The sequence below is a fragment of the Cupriavidus sp. 09_S30 genome, assembly GCF_056930435.1.
In genome coordinates this window covers 48,810-67,252 of record NZ_JBXOWI010000001.1, presented here as the reverse complement: position 1 = coordinate 67,252, position 18,443 = coordinate 48,810, and the positions used below count along the sequence as shown (strand labels likewise).

The following is an 18,443-nucleotide window of genomic DNA, read 5'->3' as shown; positions in this document are numbered from 1 at the left end:
GGAAGCTCTATTGCAATCCGCGCAGGGCGAGGCCCGCGCTGACGATATAGGCCGGAAGGTCGCGCTGCAGGTAGCGCTCGTTGACCTTGCCGGCGGTCGTCATGTTGGCGAAGGGATTGGCTAGCGTGGTGGTGATCTGGGTCTGCTGTTCGATCGCCGCCTGCGCGCCGAGCAGGGAAGCATGGCCGCCCGAGAGCAGGATCTCGTCGACCCGGCCCAGGCTGGAACCGCCGATGAAGTTACGCACTGCCGCGGCCACTTCATCGGCCAGCGCCTGCAGCGAGGGCTTCAGCAGCTGGGTGCGCCAGGCTTCGGGCAACGTGTTCTTGCGCTTCTTGATCTCCGCCTTGAGCGTGTCGAGCGTGAACAGGCGCGCGGCGCTCTGCGTCAGCTGGTCGCCGGAACTGCCGAGGGACTGCTCGTACAGTTCCTGCCCGCCCTGGTAGAAGATGGCCTTGGAGCGGCTGCCGCCGAGATGCACCACGGCGACCACGGGCAGCGTGCGCGTGTCGCCCTCGGAGAGTGCGTGCGACACGCCCAGCATGTGGGCCACCGAGCGCTGCACCGCATACTCTTCGACGTCCATCACCTGCGGCTTCAGCCCGGCCATCTCCGCGGCGGTGACCCGCTCCTGCACGCGGTCGCTGTTGGCAGCGGTGACGCGAACGCCGATGCCGCCCTCGGTCTCGTTGGGACCGATCACGGTGAAATCGAAATTGACGGCCTGCGATGGCGGGTAGAGGCGGTGCGCCTCCGATTCGACCTGCAGATAGAGCTCATCGTCCGACAGGTTGTCGGGCAGGCTGACAGTCTGCGATTCGGTCAACATGGATGGCACGCCCAGCACCACATCCTTGGTGCGGATGCCGGCCTTGCCGATCGCGCGCTTGAGCGCAGCGCCGACCGCCTCGATGTCGACCACGTTGCCATCGGCAACGGCATTGCCATCCAGCAGTTCGCTGGCGCATTTCTCCAGCCGGTAGTCTTGCTTGCTGCCGCCAACGGACAGCTCGACTACCTTGACGCTGGACGACCCGATATCCACGCCGACCATAGTCCGACGCAGAAGCCCCGACAAGATGCCCCGTCGCAAGGTGACCCCCTGACATTTGAACTCGCCCCCGGCATGTCTGCTCTAAATTGGGCGAATCCTGTTTCTTGGATGAAACGTTTCCCGTTTTCTGTTCGAGGATTCTCACAAAAAGGCGGAGCGCTGGCAATGTGCGGGTCTGGACACGCATTTAATTTGTTTCCGTCCCCACCAAAGCGTTGCCAAAATCCGACGCCCGGCGCCGCCCGTCCTTCCAGCCGCTTTAGACAGGTTTCAAAGCCATTACATCTTGTAACAGAGCGACTGCGACGTTTTCGCCACCGCGCGGCCGGTGCGCGCGAATGCGGGCGATATAATCCGGGCACCTCAGACTAGGCAATTTCCCTATGGCCACCGCACAACCAAAGCCGACCGCCCCCGCCCGCCGCCCGTTCTGGCAACGTGGGCTGCTCTGGGGACTCGGCCTGCTGGTCGCGGGGGCCTTCGCCCTGGCGCTGCTGATCGGCTATGCCTTGCTGGTGGCGGCCCCCAACCTGCCTTCGCTGGACACCATCACCGACTACCGCCCCAAGATCCCGCTGCGTATCTACACGGCGGACAATGTGCTGATCGGCGAGTTCGGAGAGGAGCGCCGCAACTTCGTGCCGATCGCGCAGATCCCCGACATCATGAAGAAGGCGGTGCTGGCGATCGAGGACGACCGTTTCTATGAGCACGGCGGCGTCGACTTCGTCGGCGTGATGCGCGCCGGCCTGGCCAATCTGCGCGGCGGCCTGTCGCAGGGCGCCTCGACCATCACCATGCAGGTGGCGCGCAACTTCTTCCTGTCCAGCGAGAAGACCTATACGCGCAAGCTCTACGAGATGCTGCTGTCGTACAAGATCGAGGCGAACCTGAGCAAGGACCAGATCCTCGAGCTGTACATGAACCAGATCTATCTGGGCCAGCGCGCCTACGGCTTCGCCAGCGCGGCGCGCGTGTACTTCGGCAAGTCCATCCAGGACCTGACCATCGCCGAGGCCGCCATGCTGGCCGGGCTGCCGAAGGCCCCTTCGGCCTATAACCCGGTAGTCAACCCGAAGCGCGCCAAGGTGCGCCAAGAGTACATCCTGCAGCGCATGCGCGACTTGCGCTACATCACGCCCGAGCAGTACGAGCAGGCCATTCACGAAGACGTGAAGGTGCGCGGCGAAGGCAACGAATTCTCGACCCACGCCGAATACGTGGCCGAGATGGTGCGCCAGCTGATGTATGCGCAGTACCGCGAGGAAACCTACACGCGTGGCCTGACCGTCTACACGACCCTGCGCAAGACCGACCAGGATGCAGCCTACGAATCCGTGCGCAGCGGCATCATGAACTACGAGCGCAAGCACGGCTATCGCGGTCCGGAGGCCTTTATCGACCTGCCCGGCAACCCCGACGAGCGCGAGCAGGCCATCGACGACGCCCTGTTGGAGCACCCCGGCAGCGATGACCTGCGCTCGGCCGTCGTGACCAGTGTCAGTCCGCACAAGGTGACGGCCACGCTGCTGTCTGGCGAGGTCGCCACCATCGAGGGCCCCGCGCTGCGCTTTATCGCCCCGTCGCTGTCGGCCAGCGCGCAGCCCAAGGTCAAGATGCGCCCGGGCGCGATCATCCGCGTGACGCAGGATGCCAAGGGCGTGTGGACGGTGACGCAGTTGCCCGAGGTGTCCGCCGCCTTCATCTCGATCGACCCCAACGACGGCGAGATCCGCTCGATGGTCGGCGGCTTCGATTTCAACCGCAGCAAGTTCAACCACGTGACCCAGGCCTGGCGCCAGCCGGGCTCCAGCTTCAAGCCGTTCATCTACTCGGCTGCCCTGGAAAAAGGCTTCTCGCCCGCCACCGTGATCAACGACGCACCGCTGACCATCGGACCGGACACCGGCGGCCAGGTCTGGGAGCCGAAGAACTATGACGGCAAGTTCGAGGGCCCGATGACGATGCGCCGCGCGCTGGCCAAGTCGAAGAACCTGGTGTCGGTGCGCATCCTGCGCGCCATCGGCACGCAGTATGCCCAGGACTACATCACGCGCTTCGGCTTCGACGCAGACAAGCACCCGGCCTACCTGCCGATGGCGCTGGGCTCGGGCAGCGTGACCCCGCTGCAGATGGCGGCGGCCTATTCGGTGTTCGCCAACGGCGGCTACCGCGTCAATCCCTACCTGATCCAGAAGGTGGTCGATGCGCGCGGCAACGTGATTTCGGAAACCAAGCCGCAGCGTGCAAGCCAGGATGCCGTGCGCGTGCTGGACGCCCGCACCGCCTTTATCGCCGACACCATGCTGCGCGACGTGGTGCGCATGGGCACGGCCAATGCCGCCAAGCAGCGCCTGGGCCGCAACGACCTGGCAGGCAAGACCGGGACCACCAACGACGCCGTCGATGCCTGGTTCGCCGGCTACACCCCCAATCTCGTCGCCATCGCCTGGATGGGCTACGACCAGCCCAAGAGCCTGGGCGTGCGCGAGACGGGCGGTGGCCTGGCGCTGCCGATCTGGGTCGGCTACATGGGCCAGGTGCTCAAGGGCGTGCCGGAGATCCCCGAGCGCCAGCCGCCGGAGGGTGTGGTAATGGCGGGCGGCGACTGGACCTTCGAAGAAAACGCAGGCGGCGCCGGCGTGGCCTCGGTGGGCCTGGGCGATCCGTGGCCGGGCAAGGCCGACAGCGAGACGCAGCAGCAGCAACAGCAACAGCCAGTCGACGTCGAAGCCGAGAAGAAGCGCATCCTCGAGATGTTCGGCGGGGGCTGAGGCAGCCACCTGTCCACCAATGAAAAAAGCCGGCCACAGGGCCGGCTTTTTTCATTGGCATGGCGCCGCGCGCGCCCGCGTGCCTCAGGCCAGCTTCAGCGCCACCCCTGCCTGCTGGCTCAGGTAGCGCGACAGCGCCTCGAACAGCTCGCCGCCGCCGCGCGTATCGACCCAACGATCGCCTTCGCGGCGGAAGTGGAAACCGCCCGCGCGCGCCGCCACCCACAGCTCCTGCATCGGGGCCTGGCTGTTGACGATGATCTTGGAGCCGTCTTCGAACTCCAGCTCCATCACATTGCCGGTGCGGTTGATCTCGATGTCGGCATCGGCCGCGTCGGCGGCTTCCTCCACGGCGCGTTCCAGCCGGTCCAGCTCCTGCTCGGCCAGCGCCAGGAACTCGCTCTCACTCAAGGGGGGCATGCTAAACTCCAAGGTCGGCCGGCCGCGCCCGTGCCCGCACAATGCGGGGCGCGGGCGTGGCCGGCGCTGTATTTGAATGCAATTCCGATGGTCCCGTCCCGCCCCGGCCGGGACGATTCTTCAAGGACGACCCGATGTTGCGTCGTGTAGCGATTGTATCGGCGTTTGCCGCCAGCCTATCGATGTCCCTGCTGGCGGGATGCGGCGTGCGCGGTCCGCTGGTGATGCCCAAGCGCCCGCCCGAGCCGTCCTCGCCCGCCGTACCCGACCCGGGCCTTGGCCGTGCGGACGCGGCCAGCATCCCTGTTGCGCCCACCTCGGCGCCCGCCCCCGCCGCGCCCGCCCCCGCCACGACTCCCGCAGCCGCCCCTGCTTCGAAGTGACCATGAACGCCTTCTTCCATCGCCCCAACGGCGAACTCGCCGTCGAGCAAGTGCCGCTGTCGCGCATCGCCGCCGAGTTCGGCACGCCGACCTACGTCTACTCGCGTGCCGCCCTGACCACCGCCTACGAAGCCTATGCAGCGGCCTGCACCGGCCGCCGTGCGCGCGTGCAGTACGCCATGAAGGCCAATTCCAACCTGGCCGTGCTGCAGGTCTTCGCCCAGCTGGGCGCAGGCTTCGACATCGTCTCGGGCGGGGAACTGATGCGCGTGCTGGCCGCCGGTGGCGACCCGCGCAAGGTGGTGTTCTCGGGCGTGGGCAAGAGTGCGGCGGAAATGGAGCTCGCGCTGGCGCACGACGTGCTGTCGTTCAATGTCGAATCCATCCCCGAACTGGACCGCTTGAACGCGGTGGCCGGCCGGGTGGGCAAGCGCGCGCGCGTGTCGCTGCGCATCAACCCGGACGTGGATGCCAAGACGCACCCGTACATCTCCACCGGCCTGAAGGGCAACAAGTTCGGCATCGCCTATGAGGACGTGCTGCCGACCTACCGTGCCGCCGCCGCGCTGCCCCACCTCGACGTGGTCGGCATCGACTGCCATATCGGTTCGCAGATCACGGAGGTCGCGCCCTACCTGGAGGCGTTGGACAAGGTGCTGGACGTGGTCGAAGCCCTGCAGAGCGAGGGCATCGACCTGGAGCATATCGATGTGGGAGGCGGCCTTGGCATCACCTATGCCGACGAGACCCCGCCCGACATCACCGGCTTCGCCGCTACTCTGCTGGCGCACGTCGCCGCGCGCGGCCACGGTCATCGCGAAGTGCTGTTCGAGCCCGGCCGCTCGCTGGTGGGCAATGCGGGCCTGCTGCTGGCAAGAGTCGAATACCTGAAGCCCGGTGCCACCAAGAACTTCTGCATCGTCGACGCAGCGATGAACGACCTCGCCCGCCCGGCCATGTACGAGGCCTACCACGGGATCGAGCCGGTGGCCGTGCGCGCGGCGCAGCAGCCTGTCACCTATGACGTGGTCGGCCCGGTGTGCGAATCCGGCGACTGGCTCGGCCGCGATCGCGCGCTGGCAGTCCAGGCGGGCGACCTGCTGGCGATGATGTCCGCCGGCGCCTACGGCTTCGTAATGAGCTCGAACTACAACACGCGGCCGCGCGCCGCCGAGGTCATGGTCGACGGCGACACCGTGCACCTGGTGCGTGAGCGCGAACGCGTGGAAGACCTGTACCGCGGCGAACACCTGCTGCAGGGTTAAGCCGTCGCCAAGGCGCAGGGCCTGGAGGCCCGCGCCGGGCGGCGCAGCATCATCCTCCGCGCAAGGCCGCGCCCGGCGGCTTGCGCCACCACCACCATACCCGCAGCGCCAGCAGCACGAACACCACGGCCGCATAGACCGACACCTCGGCGAAATCGTGCTTGCCCGCCTTGTGCCACCAGTAGTGCAGGATGGCCAGCATAGCGATCGCGTAGACAGCCTTGTGCAAGCGCTGCCAGGCCTTGCCGCCCAGCCGCCGGACCATCGCGTTGGTCGAGGTGGCGGCCAGCGGCACCATCAGCACGAAGGCGGCGAAGCCCGCCGTGATGAACGGCCGCTTGGCCACGTCCTTCAGCATGTAGGCGACGTCGAAGCCGCGGTCCACGCCAACCCATAGCAGGAAGTGCTGCAGCCCGTAGAAAAAGGCAAACAGGCCAAGCATGCGGCGCAGGCGCACCAGCCAGTGCCATCCCAGCAAACGCCGCAGCGGCGTGACCGCGAGCGTGGCGCACAGCATCACCAGGGTCCAGGTGCCGGTCGAGCGCGTGACGAATTCGAGCGGATTGGCGCCGTACTGGCTGGTGGCGCCCAGATAGATGAGGCGCACGAAGGGCAGCAAGGCCAGCAGCCACACCGCCACCTTGATCGCACGCACGGTGGACGGTGTCGGCGCGGCGAGACTGGAGCGCGCAGCAGCGCCGGCTGGCGCTGCCGCGGCGCCCGGGCGGACAGTCATGTCTGACCTGGCCATCAGAAGTACTTCCTCAAGTCCATGCCCCCGTAGAGCGAGGCCACCTGGTCGGCATAGCCGTTGAACATCAAGGTCTTGCGCTTGGGCGCAAACAGCGCGGAAAAGCCGCCACCGCCCTTGTCCTCGCCGATGCGCCGCTCGGTGGCCTGGCTCCAGCGCGGGTGGTCCACTTCGGGATTGACGTTGGAGTAGAAGCCGTACTCCTGCGGTGCCGCCAGGTTCCAGCTGGTAGGGGGCTGCCGGTCGAGGAAACGGATGCGGACGATGGACTTGGCCCCCTTGAAGCCGTACTTCCAGGGCAGCACCATGCGCACCGGGGCGCCGTTCTGCCTGGGCAGCACCTCGCCGTACAGGCCGAAGGTCAGCAGCGCGAGCGGATGCATGGCCTCGTCCATGCGCAGCCCCTCGCTATAGGGCCAGTCGAGTACAGGGCTGGCGAGCCCCGGCATCTGCTTCTTGTCGGCCAGGCTGATGAACTGCACGTACTTCGCGCTGCCCAGCGGCTCGACGTGGCGGATCAGGCTCGACAGTGGGTAGCCGATCCAGGGGATCACCATCGACCAGCCCTCGACACAGCGCAGGCGATAGATGCGCTCCTCGAGCGGCGCAAGCTTCAGCAGTTCGTCCAGGTCGAATACCTTCGGCTTGTTGACCAGGCCCTCGACGGCTACCTGCCAGGGCCGCGGGCGCAGCGTGCCCGCGTAACGCGCCGGATCAGACTTGTCGGTACCGAACTCGTAGAAGTTGTTGTAGGTGGTGACGTCCTCGTACGGCGTCTGCCGCTCGGTCACCGCATAGGCACGATTCAGCGCCGCCGCCAGCTTCGGGCCATGGCTTGCCGGCGCCTGGGCCAGCGCCCGGCGCGCCGCCCATGGCGACAGGCTGCCGGCCGCGCCCGCGGCGGCAGCCAGCGCCAACAGCCGGCGCCGCGACTCGAACACCGAGCGCGGTGTGATCTCGGAAGCGGGCAAGTCAGCACCGCGCAGCCATTTCGGGGTGGGAATCAGCATCGTCTTTCCTTTCTGCAGGCCTGCCGGCACAGGGGATCGTGCCACACACAGGATTGGACTCCTGCCTTGGTCGGATGGTGCACCCCGATCCTGACAACTTTTACGCGGCGAGGCGGGAAGCCGCCTCGCTCATCACCGCATGGCGCCGCGTGGCCGGACACCGGCCAGCGCGACGGGCGCGTGCCAGGCGGTCAGGGCGTGGCGACGTGCCAGACGTTGTTGAAGTTGTCGCCGGTCCGGTCTCCGGCGTTGGCGTCCTTGGAGAAACGGTAGAGCGGACGGCCGCGATAGGCCCACTGGCGGGTACCGTCCTCACGGCTGATGATGGTGAAGTCACCATGGGGCGTGGTGCCTGGCTCGGCCAGCAGCGGCGGCCAGTTCTTCGCGCAGGGGCCGTTGCAGGCACTGACACCGGCACCCACGTTGTCGCGGTCAAACACATAGAGGGTCAGGCCCTGGGGATCACTCAGCGCGCCATTCGTCACTTTGACCGTGGGCGGCATATTGCCGGCCGAGCCTCCCAAGCTTGAACAGGCCGCCAGCAGGACGGCCGAGCAGGCCAGTGCCAGGGCGCCGGCGCGAGCCAGGGGAGCAGTACGACAAAAACGGGCCATGATGTCAGTCTCCAGTCAAAAGTGGCGCCGCCAGCCGGCGCCGTCCTCACAGTAAACACCGAATACGACGCTTTTCATCCCTCGGACGAAAAAAAACCTGCCCAAGGGGCAGGTTGATTGCGTCGCGTCAAGTTCATCACTTCCGTCACATCCCGCGTCACAGCTCGCCGTAGCTGTGCAGGCCGGAGAGGAACATATTGACGCCGAGGAAGGCGAAGGTCGTGACCAGCAGGCCCACCAGCGCCCACCAGGCCGCCATCGTGCCGCGCAGCCCCTTCATCAGCCGCATGTGCAGCCAGGCCGCGTAGTTCAGCCAGACGATCAGCGCCCAGGTCTCCTTCGGGTCCCAGCTCCAGTAGCCGCCCCAGGCCTCAGCGGCCCACAGCGCGCCCAGGATGGTGGCGATGGTGAAGAAGGCGAAGCCGATGGCGATCGCCTTGTACATGACGTCGTCGAGCACTTCCAGTGCAGGCAGGCGCTCGGCCAGGATGCCCTTCTGCTTGAGCAGGTAGGCCACCGCCACCATCGCCGCCAGCGCGAAGGTACCGTAGCCGATGAAGTTCGCCGGCACGTGGATCTTCATCCACCAGCTCTGCAGCGCCGGCACCAGCGGCTGGATCTCCTGGGCATTGCGGCTCACCGTGTACCAGAGCAGGAAGCCGACTGCCGCCGAGACCACCAGCATCACGAAGGGGCCGAGCGCGCGGGTCGCGTAGCGGCCTTCGTAGTACAGGTAGAACAGCGAGGTGACCAGCGCGAACAGCACGAACACTTCATAGAGGTTCGAGATGGGAATGTGCCCGATGTCCGCGCCGACCAGATAGGACTCGTACCAGCGCACCAGCATGCCGGTGAAACCCAGCACGACCGCCGCCCAGCACAGCTTGCTGCCGATGCTGTAGCCGGTGGAGCTGCGCGCCAGCAGGCCGCCCCAGTAGAACAGCGTGGAGAGGAAGACCAGCGCGCTCATCCACAGGATGGCCGACTGGCTGGAAAGCAGGTACTTGAGGAAGAAGGCCTGGTCGGCACGCGCGAGCTGCCCCTGGTAGAGCTGCACGGCGAAAAGCGCCAGCACGGCCAGCAGCACCATCAGCGGGCGCACCGGCTTCCAGTTCCAGCCCAGCAGCGCGAAGGTGGGTACCGCTGCGATCAGCACGGCCTTGTCGTAGACGTTCATCCACTGCCCGTAGCGCGTCAGCGCGACGCCCGCGCCGAAGGCGAGCAACAGCGCGAACACCCAGTCGAGCCAGCCCAGGCGGCGCAGGAACGACGGTTCGAGGTAAGGCGCCGGCTCGGCGGCCGCGCCGCTGGCCCGCGCGGCCGACATGCCGGCGCTGGCCTGGTTCACATTGGACGACATATCTTCTACCTGCAACATCGCGTGCCGGCCGAAGGCCGGCATCCGCTGTTCAATCCGGCGCGCCTGGCGCGCCGACCGCTCACTGCGCCGGCCGGTCCGCCGGCGCGCCGTGCGCGTCCTCACCGGGGACGCCGGCTGCGCGGCGCACATCGTCGCGCAGCGCCTCGAACTCCTTCTCGAAATCGAGCGTGCGTCGCTGGGTCGACATGGCCATCAGCACTTGGCTGCCCGGCCCCTCCGCGCGGTCCTTGATCCAGATCCAGACGCGGCGCTCGCGGATATAGAGCATGGCGAACACGCCGAGCACCAGCAGTAGACAGCCAAGATACACGATGTTCTTGCCCGGCGCACGAGTCATCTGGAACACGCTCGCCTGCACCTGCTGGAAGTCGTCGAGCTGGAGGAAGACGGGTGCCTGGTAGAAGAAGCTGTCGGACAAGGCATTGACCGCCTGCTGCAGGAAGGCGCCGCTCTGCGCGCTGTTGGGCACCACCGGCAGCTTGTCACGCTCGCGCGCGAGCTGCCACAGTTCCCACATCGAGCCATTCATGATCTTCAGCAGCACGTCAGCCGCCTTCTGCTGCTCGGCCTGTGGCACCGACTTTTCGAGGAAGGCGGCGACCGCGGCGAAGCCTCCCGGCGGAGAGTCCGCCGCCGGGCGGTTGGCGCCGGCGAACAGGTCGAGCGCGCGCAGTGCGCTTTCGGCCAGCTGGGTGCGCAATGTCGCCTTGTCCTCGCCCGGCATCGACTCCAGTGCGAAGCGGCGTGCCGCTTCGCCGCGCATGCCGCGGTCTTGCAGCGCGGCCCGCAGCCGCATCCAGTCGGCCACGCTGTTCTGTTCGTCGGCGGGGATGCGCAGGTAGCGGAAGGGCTCGTTGGGCGAGTCGCGCATTCCGGCCAGGAACACGGACTGGCCATCGAGCTGCACCGGCACCATGTAGTTGTTGAACTCGCGCGCCTGGCCGTTGCGGTCGCGCAGCTTGTATTGCACCGAGGGGCCGACATTGCGCAGTTCCTTGGCCCGGTCCGGACTGGCGGCGGCACCCAGGTGCGACTCCAGCTTGGCATTCAGCGACTGGCGCGCAACGCCGCGCGCGTCGGGCTTGCCCGATGCATCGGTGACGGTCTCGATGTTCATCAGCCGGAAGTCGCTGAATTCCACCGTGAGCCCTTCCTTGTCGGCGGCGGTGCCGGTGCCGGCGAGCGGCGCGTTGTTGCCCACGGCGCCGGCGAAGGAGAACGTCTTGTCGGCACTGCCCTGCATCGGATAGCCGACGAACTTCAGGCGCGACCCGCCGTCCTCGAAGCTCGACTGGTAGATGGCCACGCCGTCCACCACCAGCGGTTCGTTGACCTTGATGGTGGCCTCGGTCCGCTTACCAGTGGCGCGGTCGGTGATCACCACGTCCGAGGCGAACAGCTTGGGCATGCCCGTCGAGTAATGCTCGATGGTGAACTTCTTCAGCGTGATGGTGAAGGGCAGGTCCTGCACCAGCGCGCCGTCTGCGATATTCAGTATGGCGGTGGACACGGTGGCGCCCTCCGGCACGAAGGCATTGCCGCGAAAGCCCGGGTTGCTGGCCGGCAGCCGGTGCTGCGGCGGGATCTCGCTGATCACCGCATTGCCCGAGATCGGCGTCTTGCCACCGAACCACATCTGCGCCCGGATCAGCATGTCGCCGTCGGCCAGGGCGCCCAGGCAGATCACCACGATGGCCGAATGCGCCAGGATGTAGCCCAGCTTGTTGGCCGCACCCGACTTGGCCGCCAGCAGCGTGGCGCCCTCATGGGCGACCGGCCGGATGCGGTAGCCGCGGTTGTGCAGCAGGGCCTGCAGGTGCGCGACCGCGTCCGCCCGCGCGCGGCCGGTCTCGAACTCGCCACGGTGGTGGAAGGCCCGCAGGCTGCGCTCGCGCACATGGTCCTTCCAGGAACGCATGTCGGCCACCATCTTGGGCGCATTGCGCGAGATGCACAGCGAGGTGGAGATCACCAGGAAGCCCAGGATCAGCAGGAACCACCACGAGCTGTAGACCTTCTGCAGCGACAGCGTGTGGAACAGGTCGGCCCAGAACGGTCCGAACTGGTTGACGTAGTTGGGATAGGGCTCGTTCTGCTTGAGCACCGTGCCGATCACGCTGGCAATTGCGATCACCGTCAGCAGTGCAATCGCAAAGCGCATCGAGGACAGCAGCTCGACCGTGTCGCGCAGCAGGCGGTGAGGAGTCTTCAGGTGCAGCCCTGAAGTGGATGCGGTCGACATGTGCGGTCTGGCCCTACAGCCGGTTACGGCCTAATACGTTAAGGATACGTTGACACGAAAAAGGGTGGACGTGCTCGGCGAGCAGGCCACCCTCTTCGATGATCGTCGGCATGCTCAGTGCTGCCCGGCAATGCGGCGCCGCGCCGCCGGAGCACCCGGCGGCACCGGTGCCGTACGGCTTAGCGAACGCCGGCGACGTAGTCGGCCACCGCCTTGATCTCGGTGTCCGACATGCGCGCGGCGACGTTCGTCATCACCGGGTTGTTCGTGCGGGTGCCCTGGCGGAACGCCACCAGCTGTGCTTCGGTGTAGTCGGACCACTGGCCGCCGACTCTCGGATACTGCGCCGGGATGCCGGCGCCGGTCGGGCCGTGGCAGGCCGCGCAGGCAGGCACGCCCTTGGCGGCAATGCCGGCACGGTAGATCTTCTGGCCAGCCTCGATGGTGTCCTTGTTCTTGGCGGTGGCCGGCTTCAGGCCCTGCTTGCCCAGGTAGGCTGCGATGTCATGCATCTCCTGGTCGCTCAGCGCGGCCGCGTAGGCCGACATGATGGCGTTGTTGCGGGTCTTGGCCTTGAAGTTCTGCAGTTGCTTGACCACGTACTCGGGATGCTGGCTGGCCAGTTTCGGGTTGGCGGCGGCGCCGCTGTTACCGTTGGCACCATGGCAGCTGAGGCAGGCGGGGACATTGCGATCGGGGGCACCCTGCGTGTACAGCGTTTCACCCTTGGCGGGGTCCGCCTTGGCCGCTTGAGCGGCTTGTTCTGCGGCGGAAGCCAGACTGGTCATGGTGGCGGCCGGCAGGGCCAGCGCCACGATAGCCAGGAATTTCGCAATGCGGTTCATTCGCACACCTTGTCTGATTTGTTATCGAAACCGTGCTGCGTGCCGCCTGCCCTCTTTCCTTTCCCGCGGTGAGGACGCGCGGAGCCGGAGGGTCGTGACGATGAGGGTTCTGCGCGACTTGTGCCCGCTGCCGCTGCCCGAGCCTGGCGGCGTGGGCAAGCGCACAAAGACCGTGAAAGGCCGCGCTACCTCAATGAAACGGACACGCAAGGACCTCCTGGGTAAAGCCAAGGGCGACGCAGGAATGCCACGCATCACCCAATCCGGAGACCGTAAACCGGCTTATTGTACAATAATTGCCTGCCAGAAAGACGGCCCAAAGACTCGCCGCAGCGAGAACGTCGCCTGGCCCGGCGCCACGCGCGGCCTCCTTGCCGCCGCCGGCCCCAACCCGCGCTGCCAGACGAAGCGCGACACCCGTCCGCTTCCCGCCATCAGCCGCTAAGTCACGACCGCATGTCCCTCCTACACCAGGCCCGCTTCTTCAATACCGTCAATCACCTGCGCGACCTGCCCGCCACGGCCGTGCCGGAAGTGGCCTTCGCCGGTCGGTCCAACGCCGGCAAGTCGACCGCCATCAACGTGCTGTGCAACCAGAAGAAGCTCGCGTTCTCCTCGCGCACGCCCGGCCGCACCCAGCACATCAACTACTTCTCGGTGGCGCCCGTCAAGGCGCCCGAGCCGCTCGCCTTCCTCGTCGACCTGCCGGGCTACGGCTATGCTCAGGTATCCGGGACGGCCAAGTTCCACTGGCAGGGCCTGCTCAGCGACTACGTGCAGACGCGCGTGCAGCTGGCCGGCCTGGTGCTGATGATGGATGCGCGCCGCCCCTTCACCGACCTCGATTGCCAGATGGTGGAGTGGTTCCTGCCTACCGGCCGCCCGATCCACGTGCTGCTGACCAAAGCGGACAAGCTGACCAACAGCGAGAACGCGCTGGCGCTGCGCGAGACGCGCCGCATCCTGGCGGAGTACGCGGCGCAGCTCAGCCAGCCGGTACCGCTGACCGCCCAGCTCTTTTCCAGCCTGAAGCGGCGTGGCATCGAAGAAGCGCAGCGGGTGGTGGCCGGCTGGCTCGGCCTGCCCGAAGCGCAGGCAGCCGCCGCTCCGGCGCCGGATGCGCCTGCGGCCCCGGCGGCGGGCGAGCCGGGCTGAGCACTCTCGCCTGCACGCGGGCAAAAAAAACCCCGTTGCACGCAACGGGGGAGAACATTCCCATCGCCCGGAGGCGACGGGTACCCGCTCAGGGAGGAGTAGCGGGGGACACCGCGCCGCGCAGGGCGCAACGCAGAGTGTCCGCGAGTATGATAGCGGGCACGCCCGAAAGTTTAGTTTTTCTGGACTTTCTTTTTCGCAGGGTCGCCGGCAACGGACCCGCGCCGCAAGGTTCGGCCACCTCGGCCGACGCTTCTCACCGCTGATTCCGCCCATGTCCACTTTCCCCGAATACCGTCCCCGCCGCATGCGACGCGATGATTTCTCGCGCCGCATGATGCGCGAGCACCGCCTGTCGCCCGACAACCTGATCTACCCGGTCTTCGTGCTCGACGGCAACAACAAGCGCGAGGCCGTGGCCTCGATGCCCGGCGTGGAACGCGTCTCGATCGATCTGCTGCTGCCGGTGGCGCAGGATTGCGTCGACCTCGGCATCCCTGTGATCGCGCTGTTCCCGGTGATCGACCCGTCGCTCAAGACGCCCGATGGCATCGAGGCCACGCGCGCCGAAGGCCTGATCCCGCGCGCCGTGCGCGCGCTGAAGGACCGCTTCCCCGAACTCGGCGTGCTGACCGACGTGGCGCTGGACCCGTACACCAGCCATGGCCAGGACGGCGTGCTGGACGACAACGGCTATGTGATCAACGACGTCACCGTCGAGATCCTCGTCAAGCAGGCACTGATCCAGGCCGAGGCCGGCGTCGACATCGTCGCGCCCTCGGACATGATGGACGGGCGCATCGGCGCGGTGCGCATGGCACTGGAGGATGCGGGCCACATCCACACGCGCATCATGGCCTACTCGGCCAAGTACGCCTCGGCCTTCTACGGCCCCTTCCGCGATGCAGTGGGTTCGGCCGCCAACCTGGGCAAGGGCAACAAGATGACCTACCAGATGGACCCGGCCAATACCGACGAGGCCCTGCGCGAAGTGGCACAGGACATCCTGGAAGGTGCCGACATGGTGATGGTCAAGCCCGGCATGCCTTACCTGGACATCGTGCGGCGCGTGAAGGACGAGTTCCGCTTTCCGACCTACGTCTACCAGGTCAGCGGCGAGTACGCGATGCTCAAGGCTGCCGCGCAGAATGGCTGGCTCGATCACGACAAGGCGATGATGGAATCGCTGCTCGCCTTCCGCCGCGCGGGCGCCGACGGCATCCTGACCTACTTTGCGCGCGACGCCGCGCGCCTGCTGGCACGCTGAACGCGGCCGGCCAGCAGACCGCCGCGCCGCGCATGCAACTGCTCGGTTTTTCCGCCAGCCAGGTCCACCCGCTCGGCACGCTGGAAGCCGCGCGCGACTTCCTCGCCGGCAACGCGGCGGCGCGCTTCGTGTGGGCCGACTGCGCCATCGAGGAAGTGACAGCGGCGCCCGCTGCATGGCGCGAGCAGATGGCCGTGCTGGCCGGCGCGCCCGTGCTGGACCTGCACCTGGCCGATGCGACCAATCCGGTCCATCCGTCCTACTTCGATACCACCCATGCGTACGACATGGTGATCTTCCGCAAGCTGACGCTGGAAACCAGCCGGCTGATCGCGGAGGCGGGGGCGGGCGGGGTGGGCGATGGGCCCGCCACAGGCACCACAGGCGAGGGCGCGCCGGCGCCCGACCCCACGGCCAGGGCGCGGCGGTACCCACCGGGCTTCCTGCCGGCGCTGGCGCGCATCGACACGCAGCCGGTGGCCTTCTTTGTTTTCGACAATGTGCTGGTGACTGTGCGGCCCGCGCAGTCGCGCACCATCGACCAGGTCCGCCAGCGGCTGCTGGAGCTGTGCCAGGCGCCGCCGGCCAAGGCACGCGCCAACGGCCAGGCCGCACTGGTGCACGGTATCCGGCCGCCGACCCGGCCCGAGGACCTGATGCTGCGGCTGCTCAATGCCATGGTCGACCGCTACCTGGAACTGCGCGCGCCGCTGACGCGCCAACTCGACCGCTGGCAGCGGGCACTGCTCAACGCCCGGCGCGGCTTCTCGAGTTGGGAGGGACTGCTCGATGCCCGCATCCAGCTGCGCCGGCTCGAGCACCTCAGCGAGGAGCAGCGTGACGCGCTGCAGGAGTTCCGCGACAGCCTGCTCGACAACCGTTACAGCACCGAGTCCGAAAGTGGCGGCACCACGGCTGGCGGCCCCGCGGGCCGCGACGAAGTGCTGCTGGTGCGCATCAACGACGTGATGGAGCACATCTCGCGCGTGCTCGCCCATGCGCGGCGGCTGGAAGATTCGATCGAGTCGGCCGTACAGATCCACTTCTCGGCGGTCGCCCACCGCACCAACCGCACCATGCGCACGCTGACGTTGATCACCGCGCTGTTCATGCCGCTGACGCTGATCACCGGCATCTTCGGCATGAACTTCGAGCGCATGCCCTGGCTGCACGAGCCGGAGGGCTTCTGGTGGTCGATCGGCCTGATGGGGACGGTGGTGGTGGTGCTGGGCGCGGTCTGGCAGCTCGGCCGCCGGCTGGACCGGTAGGAGGGCGACCGCCCGCCACCGCGACACGCGTCGCGGAGGAGACCGTCAAGTACGCTCGGCCGCGCCGAGCGCCCGCTGCAGGCTGTCGAGGAAGCGGCTTGCCGACTGGTAGCCGATCACGCGCACCGGGCGTTCGCCGCCGTCGGCGCCGAACAGGATGATGCCGGGCGGCCCGAACAGGCCGAAGCGCTTGAGCAGGGCCTTGTCGTCCGCGTTGTTGCGGGTCACGTCCGCCTGCAGCAGCACCACGCCGGACAAGCGCTCGCGCACGCCGGCGTCGCTGAAAGTCAAGCGCTCCATTTCCTTGCAGCTGACGCACCAGTCGGCATAGAAATCCAGCAATACCGGTTTGCCCGCGGCGGCAGCCTGCGCCACGCGCGCATCGAGTTCAGCCACCGAGGCGACGCGCTCGAAGCGCAGCTCGCGGCGGCCAGGCTTGCCCGGCGAAGCCGCGCCGACCTCATGCACGGCGGCCAGGTGAGACAGAGGTTGAAGCGGATCGCGCCCACCGGAAGCCAGGCCGACCAGCAGGATCGCGCCGGCCAGCGCCGCCAGCAGGCCCAGGCCCTTGCCCAGCCGCGCCAGGCCGTGCGGCTCGGCGCCGAGCGAATCGAACGCGCCCAGGAAGACCGCCGCCACCAGCAGCAGCGCCGCCCAGGCCGCCATCACCAGCCACGCAGGCAGCACCGGGCTCACCATCCAGATGGCCACGCCCAGCAGCAGGAAGCCGAAGAAGCGCTTGGTGGCTTCCATCCAGCGACCCGCGCGCGGCAGCAGGTTGCCGGCGCCCACACCCACCAGCACCAGCGGCACGCCCATGCCCAGCGCCATGGCGAACAGCGCGCCGCCACCGGTGAAGGCATCGCCGGTCTGCGCGATGTAGGCCAAGGCGCCGGCCAGGGGTGCGGTGACGCAAGGGCCGACGATCAGCGCCGAGATCGCGCCCATCGCCGCCGCCCCGGCCACCTGGCCGCCCTGGCGGCGGTTGGACGATGCCGTCAGCCGCGTCTGCCAGCGCTGCGGCAGCTGGAGCTCGTAGAGGCCGAACATGGACAGGGCCAGCCCCACCATCAGGGCCGCAAAGGCGCCGAGCACCCAGGGATTCTGCAGCGCGGCGGCCAGGCCCTCGCCCAGCAGGCCGGCGGCGACGCCGACAGCCGTGTACACCACCGCCATGCCAAGCACATAGGCCAGCGACACCACGAGCGCGCGGCTGCGCGTGACGTGCTCGCCCACCACGATGGAAGACAGGATAGGCACCATCGGCAACACGCAGGGCGTGAACGTCAGCAGCAGGCCAAGACCGAAGAACAGCGCCGCGATCAGCGGCAGGTTGCGGCTGGCCAGGGCACCGGCGATGCGGTCGCCGTCGTCGCCCCCCGGCGCGGCGCCGGCCTGCACGGCGGGTGCGGCGGGTGCCGCCGATGGAATCGGTTCGGCCGATGCCGGCGGCGCTTCGCTGCGCGCTGCCTTGCCGAGCAGCGCGTCCAGCGCGCCGCCGCCCACCTTGAAGACATGCTCGGCCGGCGGATAGCACAGGCCCTTGTCGGCGCAGCCCTGCGATGTCACCAGCAAGGTCCAGCCGCCTTCCGGTGCGGACTCCACCGGCACGCGGATGGTGACGCCGGTGTGGTAGGTCTCCATCTCCTTGCCGAAGTTCTCATCGAACTTCACCTTGCCCGGCGGGAACTCGGGCTGGCCCAGCTTCACGCCGGCCGGCTGCGCGGAGAAGGCGAAGCGTTCGCGGTACAGGTGGTAGCCATCGGCCACGTCGAAACGCACTTCGATCGTATGCGGGTCGATCTGGCGGGCAGCGAAGCGGAACGCCTGCTCCGGCGGCAGGAAGTCATCCTGCGAAGCCGCCGCCGCAGGACCTGAAAGGCACAGCCAGGCGAGCACCATCATGCAGGCCGCGGCAATATGCCGCAGCCAGTCCGCCCGCCAAACACCCTGTACCTCTCCCTGTACCTGCCGTGCCGCCGCCAAGCCGAAGCCCATGTCCTGTCCCTGAAGC

Annotated in this window: 16 protein-coding genes; 7 read left to right on the top strand and 9 right to left on the bottom strand. The window is 67.5% G+C overall.

Features of this window, described 5'->3' with window-relative positions; genetic code table 11:
- Positions 1 to 7: 7 nt before the first annotated feature.
- Positions 8 to 1,054 carry a type IV pilus assembly protein PilM gene (pilM, locus tag AC1Z3O_RS00370; RefSeq protein WP_483512730.1) on the bottom strand — a complete coding sequence of 349 codons (1,047 nt, stop codon included), beginning with the start codon at positions 1,052 to 1,054 and terminating at the stop codon, positions 8 to 10.
- A gap of 383 nt (positions 1,055 to 1,437) precedes the next feature.
- Between pilM and AC1Z3O_RS00365 the strand changes: the two genes are divergently transcribed.
- Positions 1,438 to 3,828, top strand: a complete 2,391-nt coding sequence (locus AC1Z3O_RS00365) for a penicillin-binding protein 1A (RefSeq protein WP_483512729.1) — start codon at positions 1,438 to 1,440, stop codon at positions 3,826 to 3,828.
- An 84-nt stretch (positions 3,829 to 3,912) separates the two neighbouring features.
- On the opposite strand, the gene cyaY is transcribed toward AC1Z3O_RS00365, so the two are convergent.
- Positions 3,913 to 4,248, bottom strand: coding sequence for an iron donor protein CyaY (gene cyaY / locus AC1Z3O_RS00360; protein ID WP_483512728.1), 336 nt, complete (start codon positions 4,246 to 4,248; stop codon positions 3,913 to 3,915).
- 41 nt (positions 4,249 to 4,289) lie between these two features.
- Between cyaY and lptM the strand changes: the two genes are divergently transcribed.
- Both lptM and lysA read left to right on the top strand, forming a co-directional pair.
- Positions 4,290 to 4,631: an LPS translocon maturation chaperone LptM gene (gene lptM / locus AC1Z3O_RS00355; RefSeq protein ID WP_483512727.1), complete on the top strand. Its 342-nt coding sequence runs from the start codon at positions 4,290 to 4,292 to the stop codon at positions 4,629 to 4,631.
- 2 nt (positions 4,632 to 4,633) lie between these two features.
- Entirely contained in the window at positions 4,634 to 5,896 is a 1,263-nt protein-coding gene (gene lysA, locus AC1Z3O_RS00350; RefSeq protein WP_483512726.1) for a diaminopimelate decarboxylase, read from the top strand.
- A gap of 49 nt (positions 5,897 to 5,945) precedes the next feature.
- On the opposite strand, the gene msrQ is transcribed toward lysA, so the two are convergent.
- The 6 genes from msrQ to AC1Z3O_RS00320 all read right to left on the bottom strand — a co-directional run bounded on the left by msrQ (position 5,946) and on the right by AC1Z3O_RS00320 (position 12,739).
- Positions 5,946 to 6,632 carry a protein-methionine-sulfoxide reductase heme-binding subunit MsrQ gene (gene msrQ, locus AC1Z3O_RS00345; RefSeq protein WP_483512725.1) on the bottom strand — a complete coding sequence of 229 codons (687 nt, stop codon included), beginning with the start codon at positions 6,630 to 6,632 and terminating at the stop codon, positions 5,946 to 5,948.
- 14 nt (positions 6,633 to 6,646) lie between these two features.
- Positions 6,647 to 7,657 carry a protein-methionine-sulfoxide reductase catalytic subunit MsrP gene (gene msrP, locus AC1Z3O_RS00340; protein WP_483512724.1) on the bottom strand — a complete coding sequence of 337 codons (1,011 nt, stop codon included), beginning with the start codon at positions 7,655 to 7,657 and terminating at the stop codon, positions 6,647 to 6,649.
- A gap of 191 nt (positions 7,658 to 7,848) precedes the next feature.
- On the bottom strand, positions 7,849 to 8,271 hold the full coding sequence (locus tag AC1Z3O_RS00335; protein WP_483512723.1) for a COG4315 family predicted lipoprotein: 423 nt from the start codon (positions 8,269 to 8,271) through the stop codon (positions 7,849 to 7,851).
- Between the two features lie 157 nt (positions 8,272 to 8,428).
- Complete coding sequence (gene ccsB, locus AC1Z3O_RS00330; protein ID WP_483517475.1) at positions 8,429 to 9,598, bottom strand: c-type cytochrome biogenesis protein CcsB; 1,170 nt, start codon at positions 9,596 to 9,598, stop codon at positions 8,429 to 8,431.
- 112 nt (positions 9,599 to 9,710) lie between these two features.
- The gene (locus AC1Z3O_RS00325; RefSeq protein WP_483512722.1) at positions 9,711 to 11,894 is read right to left on the bottom strand and encodes a cytochrome c biogenesis protein ResB; all 2,184 of its coding nucleotides are present in this window, start codon (positions 11,892 to 11,894) and stop codon (positions 9,711 to 9,713) included.
- Between the two features lie 179 nt (positions 11,895 to 12,073).
- A complete protein-coding gene (locus AC1Z3O_RS00320) occupies positions 12,074 to 12,739 on the bottom strand; it encodes a c-type cytochrome (protein ID WP_483512721.1) in 666 nt (221 codons plus the stop codon).
- Positions 12,740 to 12,839: 100 nt separating this feature from the next.
- On the opposite strand from AC1Z3O_RS00320, the gene AC1Z3O_RS00315 reads away from it, so the two are divergent.
- The 4 genes from AC1Z3O_RS00315 to AC1Z3O_RS00300 all read left to right on the top strand — a co-directional run bounded on the left by AC1Z3O_RS00315 (position 12,840) and on the right by AC1Z3O_RS00300 (position 16,429).
- Entirely contained in the window at positions 12,840 to 13,184 is a 345-nt protein-coding gene (locus tag AC1Z3O_RS00315) for a hypothetical protein (protein ID WP_483512720.1), read from the top strand.
- 11 nt (positions 13,185 to 13,195) lie between these two features.
- Complete coding sequence (yihA, locus tag AC1Z3O_RS00310) at positions 13,196 to 13,894, top strand: ribosome biogenesis GTP-binding protein YihA/YsxC (protein WP_483512719.1); 699 nt, start codon at positions 13,196 to 13,198, stop codon at positions 13,892 to 13,894.
- Between the two features lie 274 nt (positions 13,895 to 14,168).
- Positions 14,169 to 15,161 carry a porphobilinogen synthase gene (gene hemB, locus AC1Z3O_RS00305; RefSeq protein WP_483512718.1) on the top strand — a complete coding sequence of 331 codons (993 nt, stop codon included), beginning with the start codon at positions 14,169 to 14,171 and terminating at the stop codon, positions 15,159 to 15,161.
- A gap of 32 nt (positions 15,162 to 15,193) precedes the next feature.
- Complete coding sequence (locus AC1Z3O_RS00300; RefSeq protein WP_483512717.1) at positions 15,194 to 16,429, top strand: magnesium transporter CorA family protein; 1,236 nt, start codon at positions 15,194 to 15,196, stop codon at positions 16,427 to 16,429.
- 45 nt (positions 16,430 to 16,474) lie between these two features.
- Here AC1Z3O_RS00300 and dsbD read toward each other — a convergent pair whose 3' ends face one another.
- Positions 16,475 to 18,427, bottom strand: coding sequence for a protein-disulfide reductase DsbD (gene dsbD / locus AC1Z3O_RS00295; RefSeq protein ID WP_483517474.1), 1,953 nt, complete (start codon positions 18,425 to 18,427; stop codon positions 16,475 to 16,477).
- Positions 18,428 to 18,443: the final 16 nt, after the last annotated feature.

Bases quoted from the DNA above. Each gene is read 5' to 3' on its own strand.
- yihA (WP_483512719.1), top strand. From the start codon at position 13,196: ATGTCCCTCCTACACCAGGCCCGCTTCTTCAATACCGTCAATCACCTG.
- lptM (WP_483512727.1), top strand. From the start codon at position 4,290: ATGCGGGGCGCGGGCGTGGCCGGCGCTGTATTTGAATGCAATTCCGAT.
- hemB (WP_483512718.1), top strand. From the start codon at position 14,169: ATGTCCACTTTCCCCGAATACCGTCCCCGCCGCATGCGACGCGATGAT.
- ccsB (WP_483517475.1), bottom strand. From the start codon at position 9,598: ATGTCGGCCGCGCGGGCCAGCGGCGCGGCCGCCGAGCCGGCGCCTTAC.
- dsbD (WP_483517474.1), bottom strand. From the start codon at position 18,427: ATGGGCTTCGGCTTGGCGGCGGCACGGCAGGTACAGGGAGAGGTACAG.
- lysA (WP_483512726.1), top strand. From the start codon at position 4,634: ATGAACGCCTTCTTCCATCGCCCCAACGGCGAACTCGCCGTCGAGCAA.
- msrQ (WP_483512725.1), bottom strand. From the start codon at position 6,632: ATGACTGTCCGCCCGGGCGCCGCGGCAGCGCCAGCCGGCGCTGCTGCG.
- pilM (WP_483512730.1), bottom strand. From the start codon at position 1,054: ATGGTCGGCGTGGATATCGGGTCGTCCAGCGTCAAGGTAGTCGAGCTG.
- AC1Z3O_RS00335 (WP_483512723.1), bottom strand. From the start codon at position 8,271: ATGGCCCGTTTTTGTCGTACTGCTCCCCTGGCTCGCGCCGGCGCCCTG.
- AC1Z3O_RS00325 (WP_483512722.1), bottom strand. From the start codon at position 11,894: ATGTCGACCGCATCCACTTCAGGGCTGCACCTGAAGACTCCTCACCGC.
- AC1Z3O_RS00315 (WP_483512720.1), top strand. From the start codon at position 12,840: ATGAGGGTTCTGCGCGACTTGTGCCCGCTGCCGCTGCCCGAGCCTGGC.
- AC1Z3O_RS00300 (WP_483512717.1), top strand. From the start codon at position 15,194: ATGCAACTGCTCGGTTTTTCCGCCAGCCAGGTCCACCCGCTCGGCACG.
- cyaY (WP_483512728.1), bottom strand. From the start codon at position 4,248: ATGCCCCCCTTGAGTGAGAGCGAGTTCCTGGCGCTGGCCGAGCAGGAG.
- AC1Z3O_RS00365 (WP_483512729.1), top strand. From the start codon at position 1,438: ATGGCCACCGCACAACCAAAGCCGACCGCCCCCGCCCGCCGCCCGTTC.
- msrP (WP_483512724.1), bottom strand. From the start codon at position 7,657: ATGCTGATTCCCACCCCGAAATGGCTGCGCGGTGCTGACTTGCCCGCT.
- AC1Z3O_RS00320 (WP_483512721.1), bottom strand. From the start codon at position 12,739: ATGAACCGCATTGCGAAATTCCTGGCTATCGTGGCGCTGGCCCTGCCG.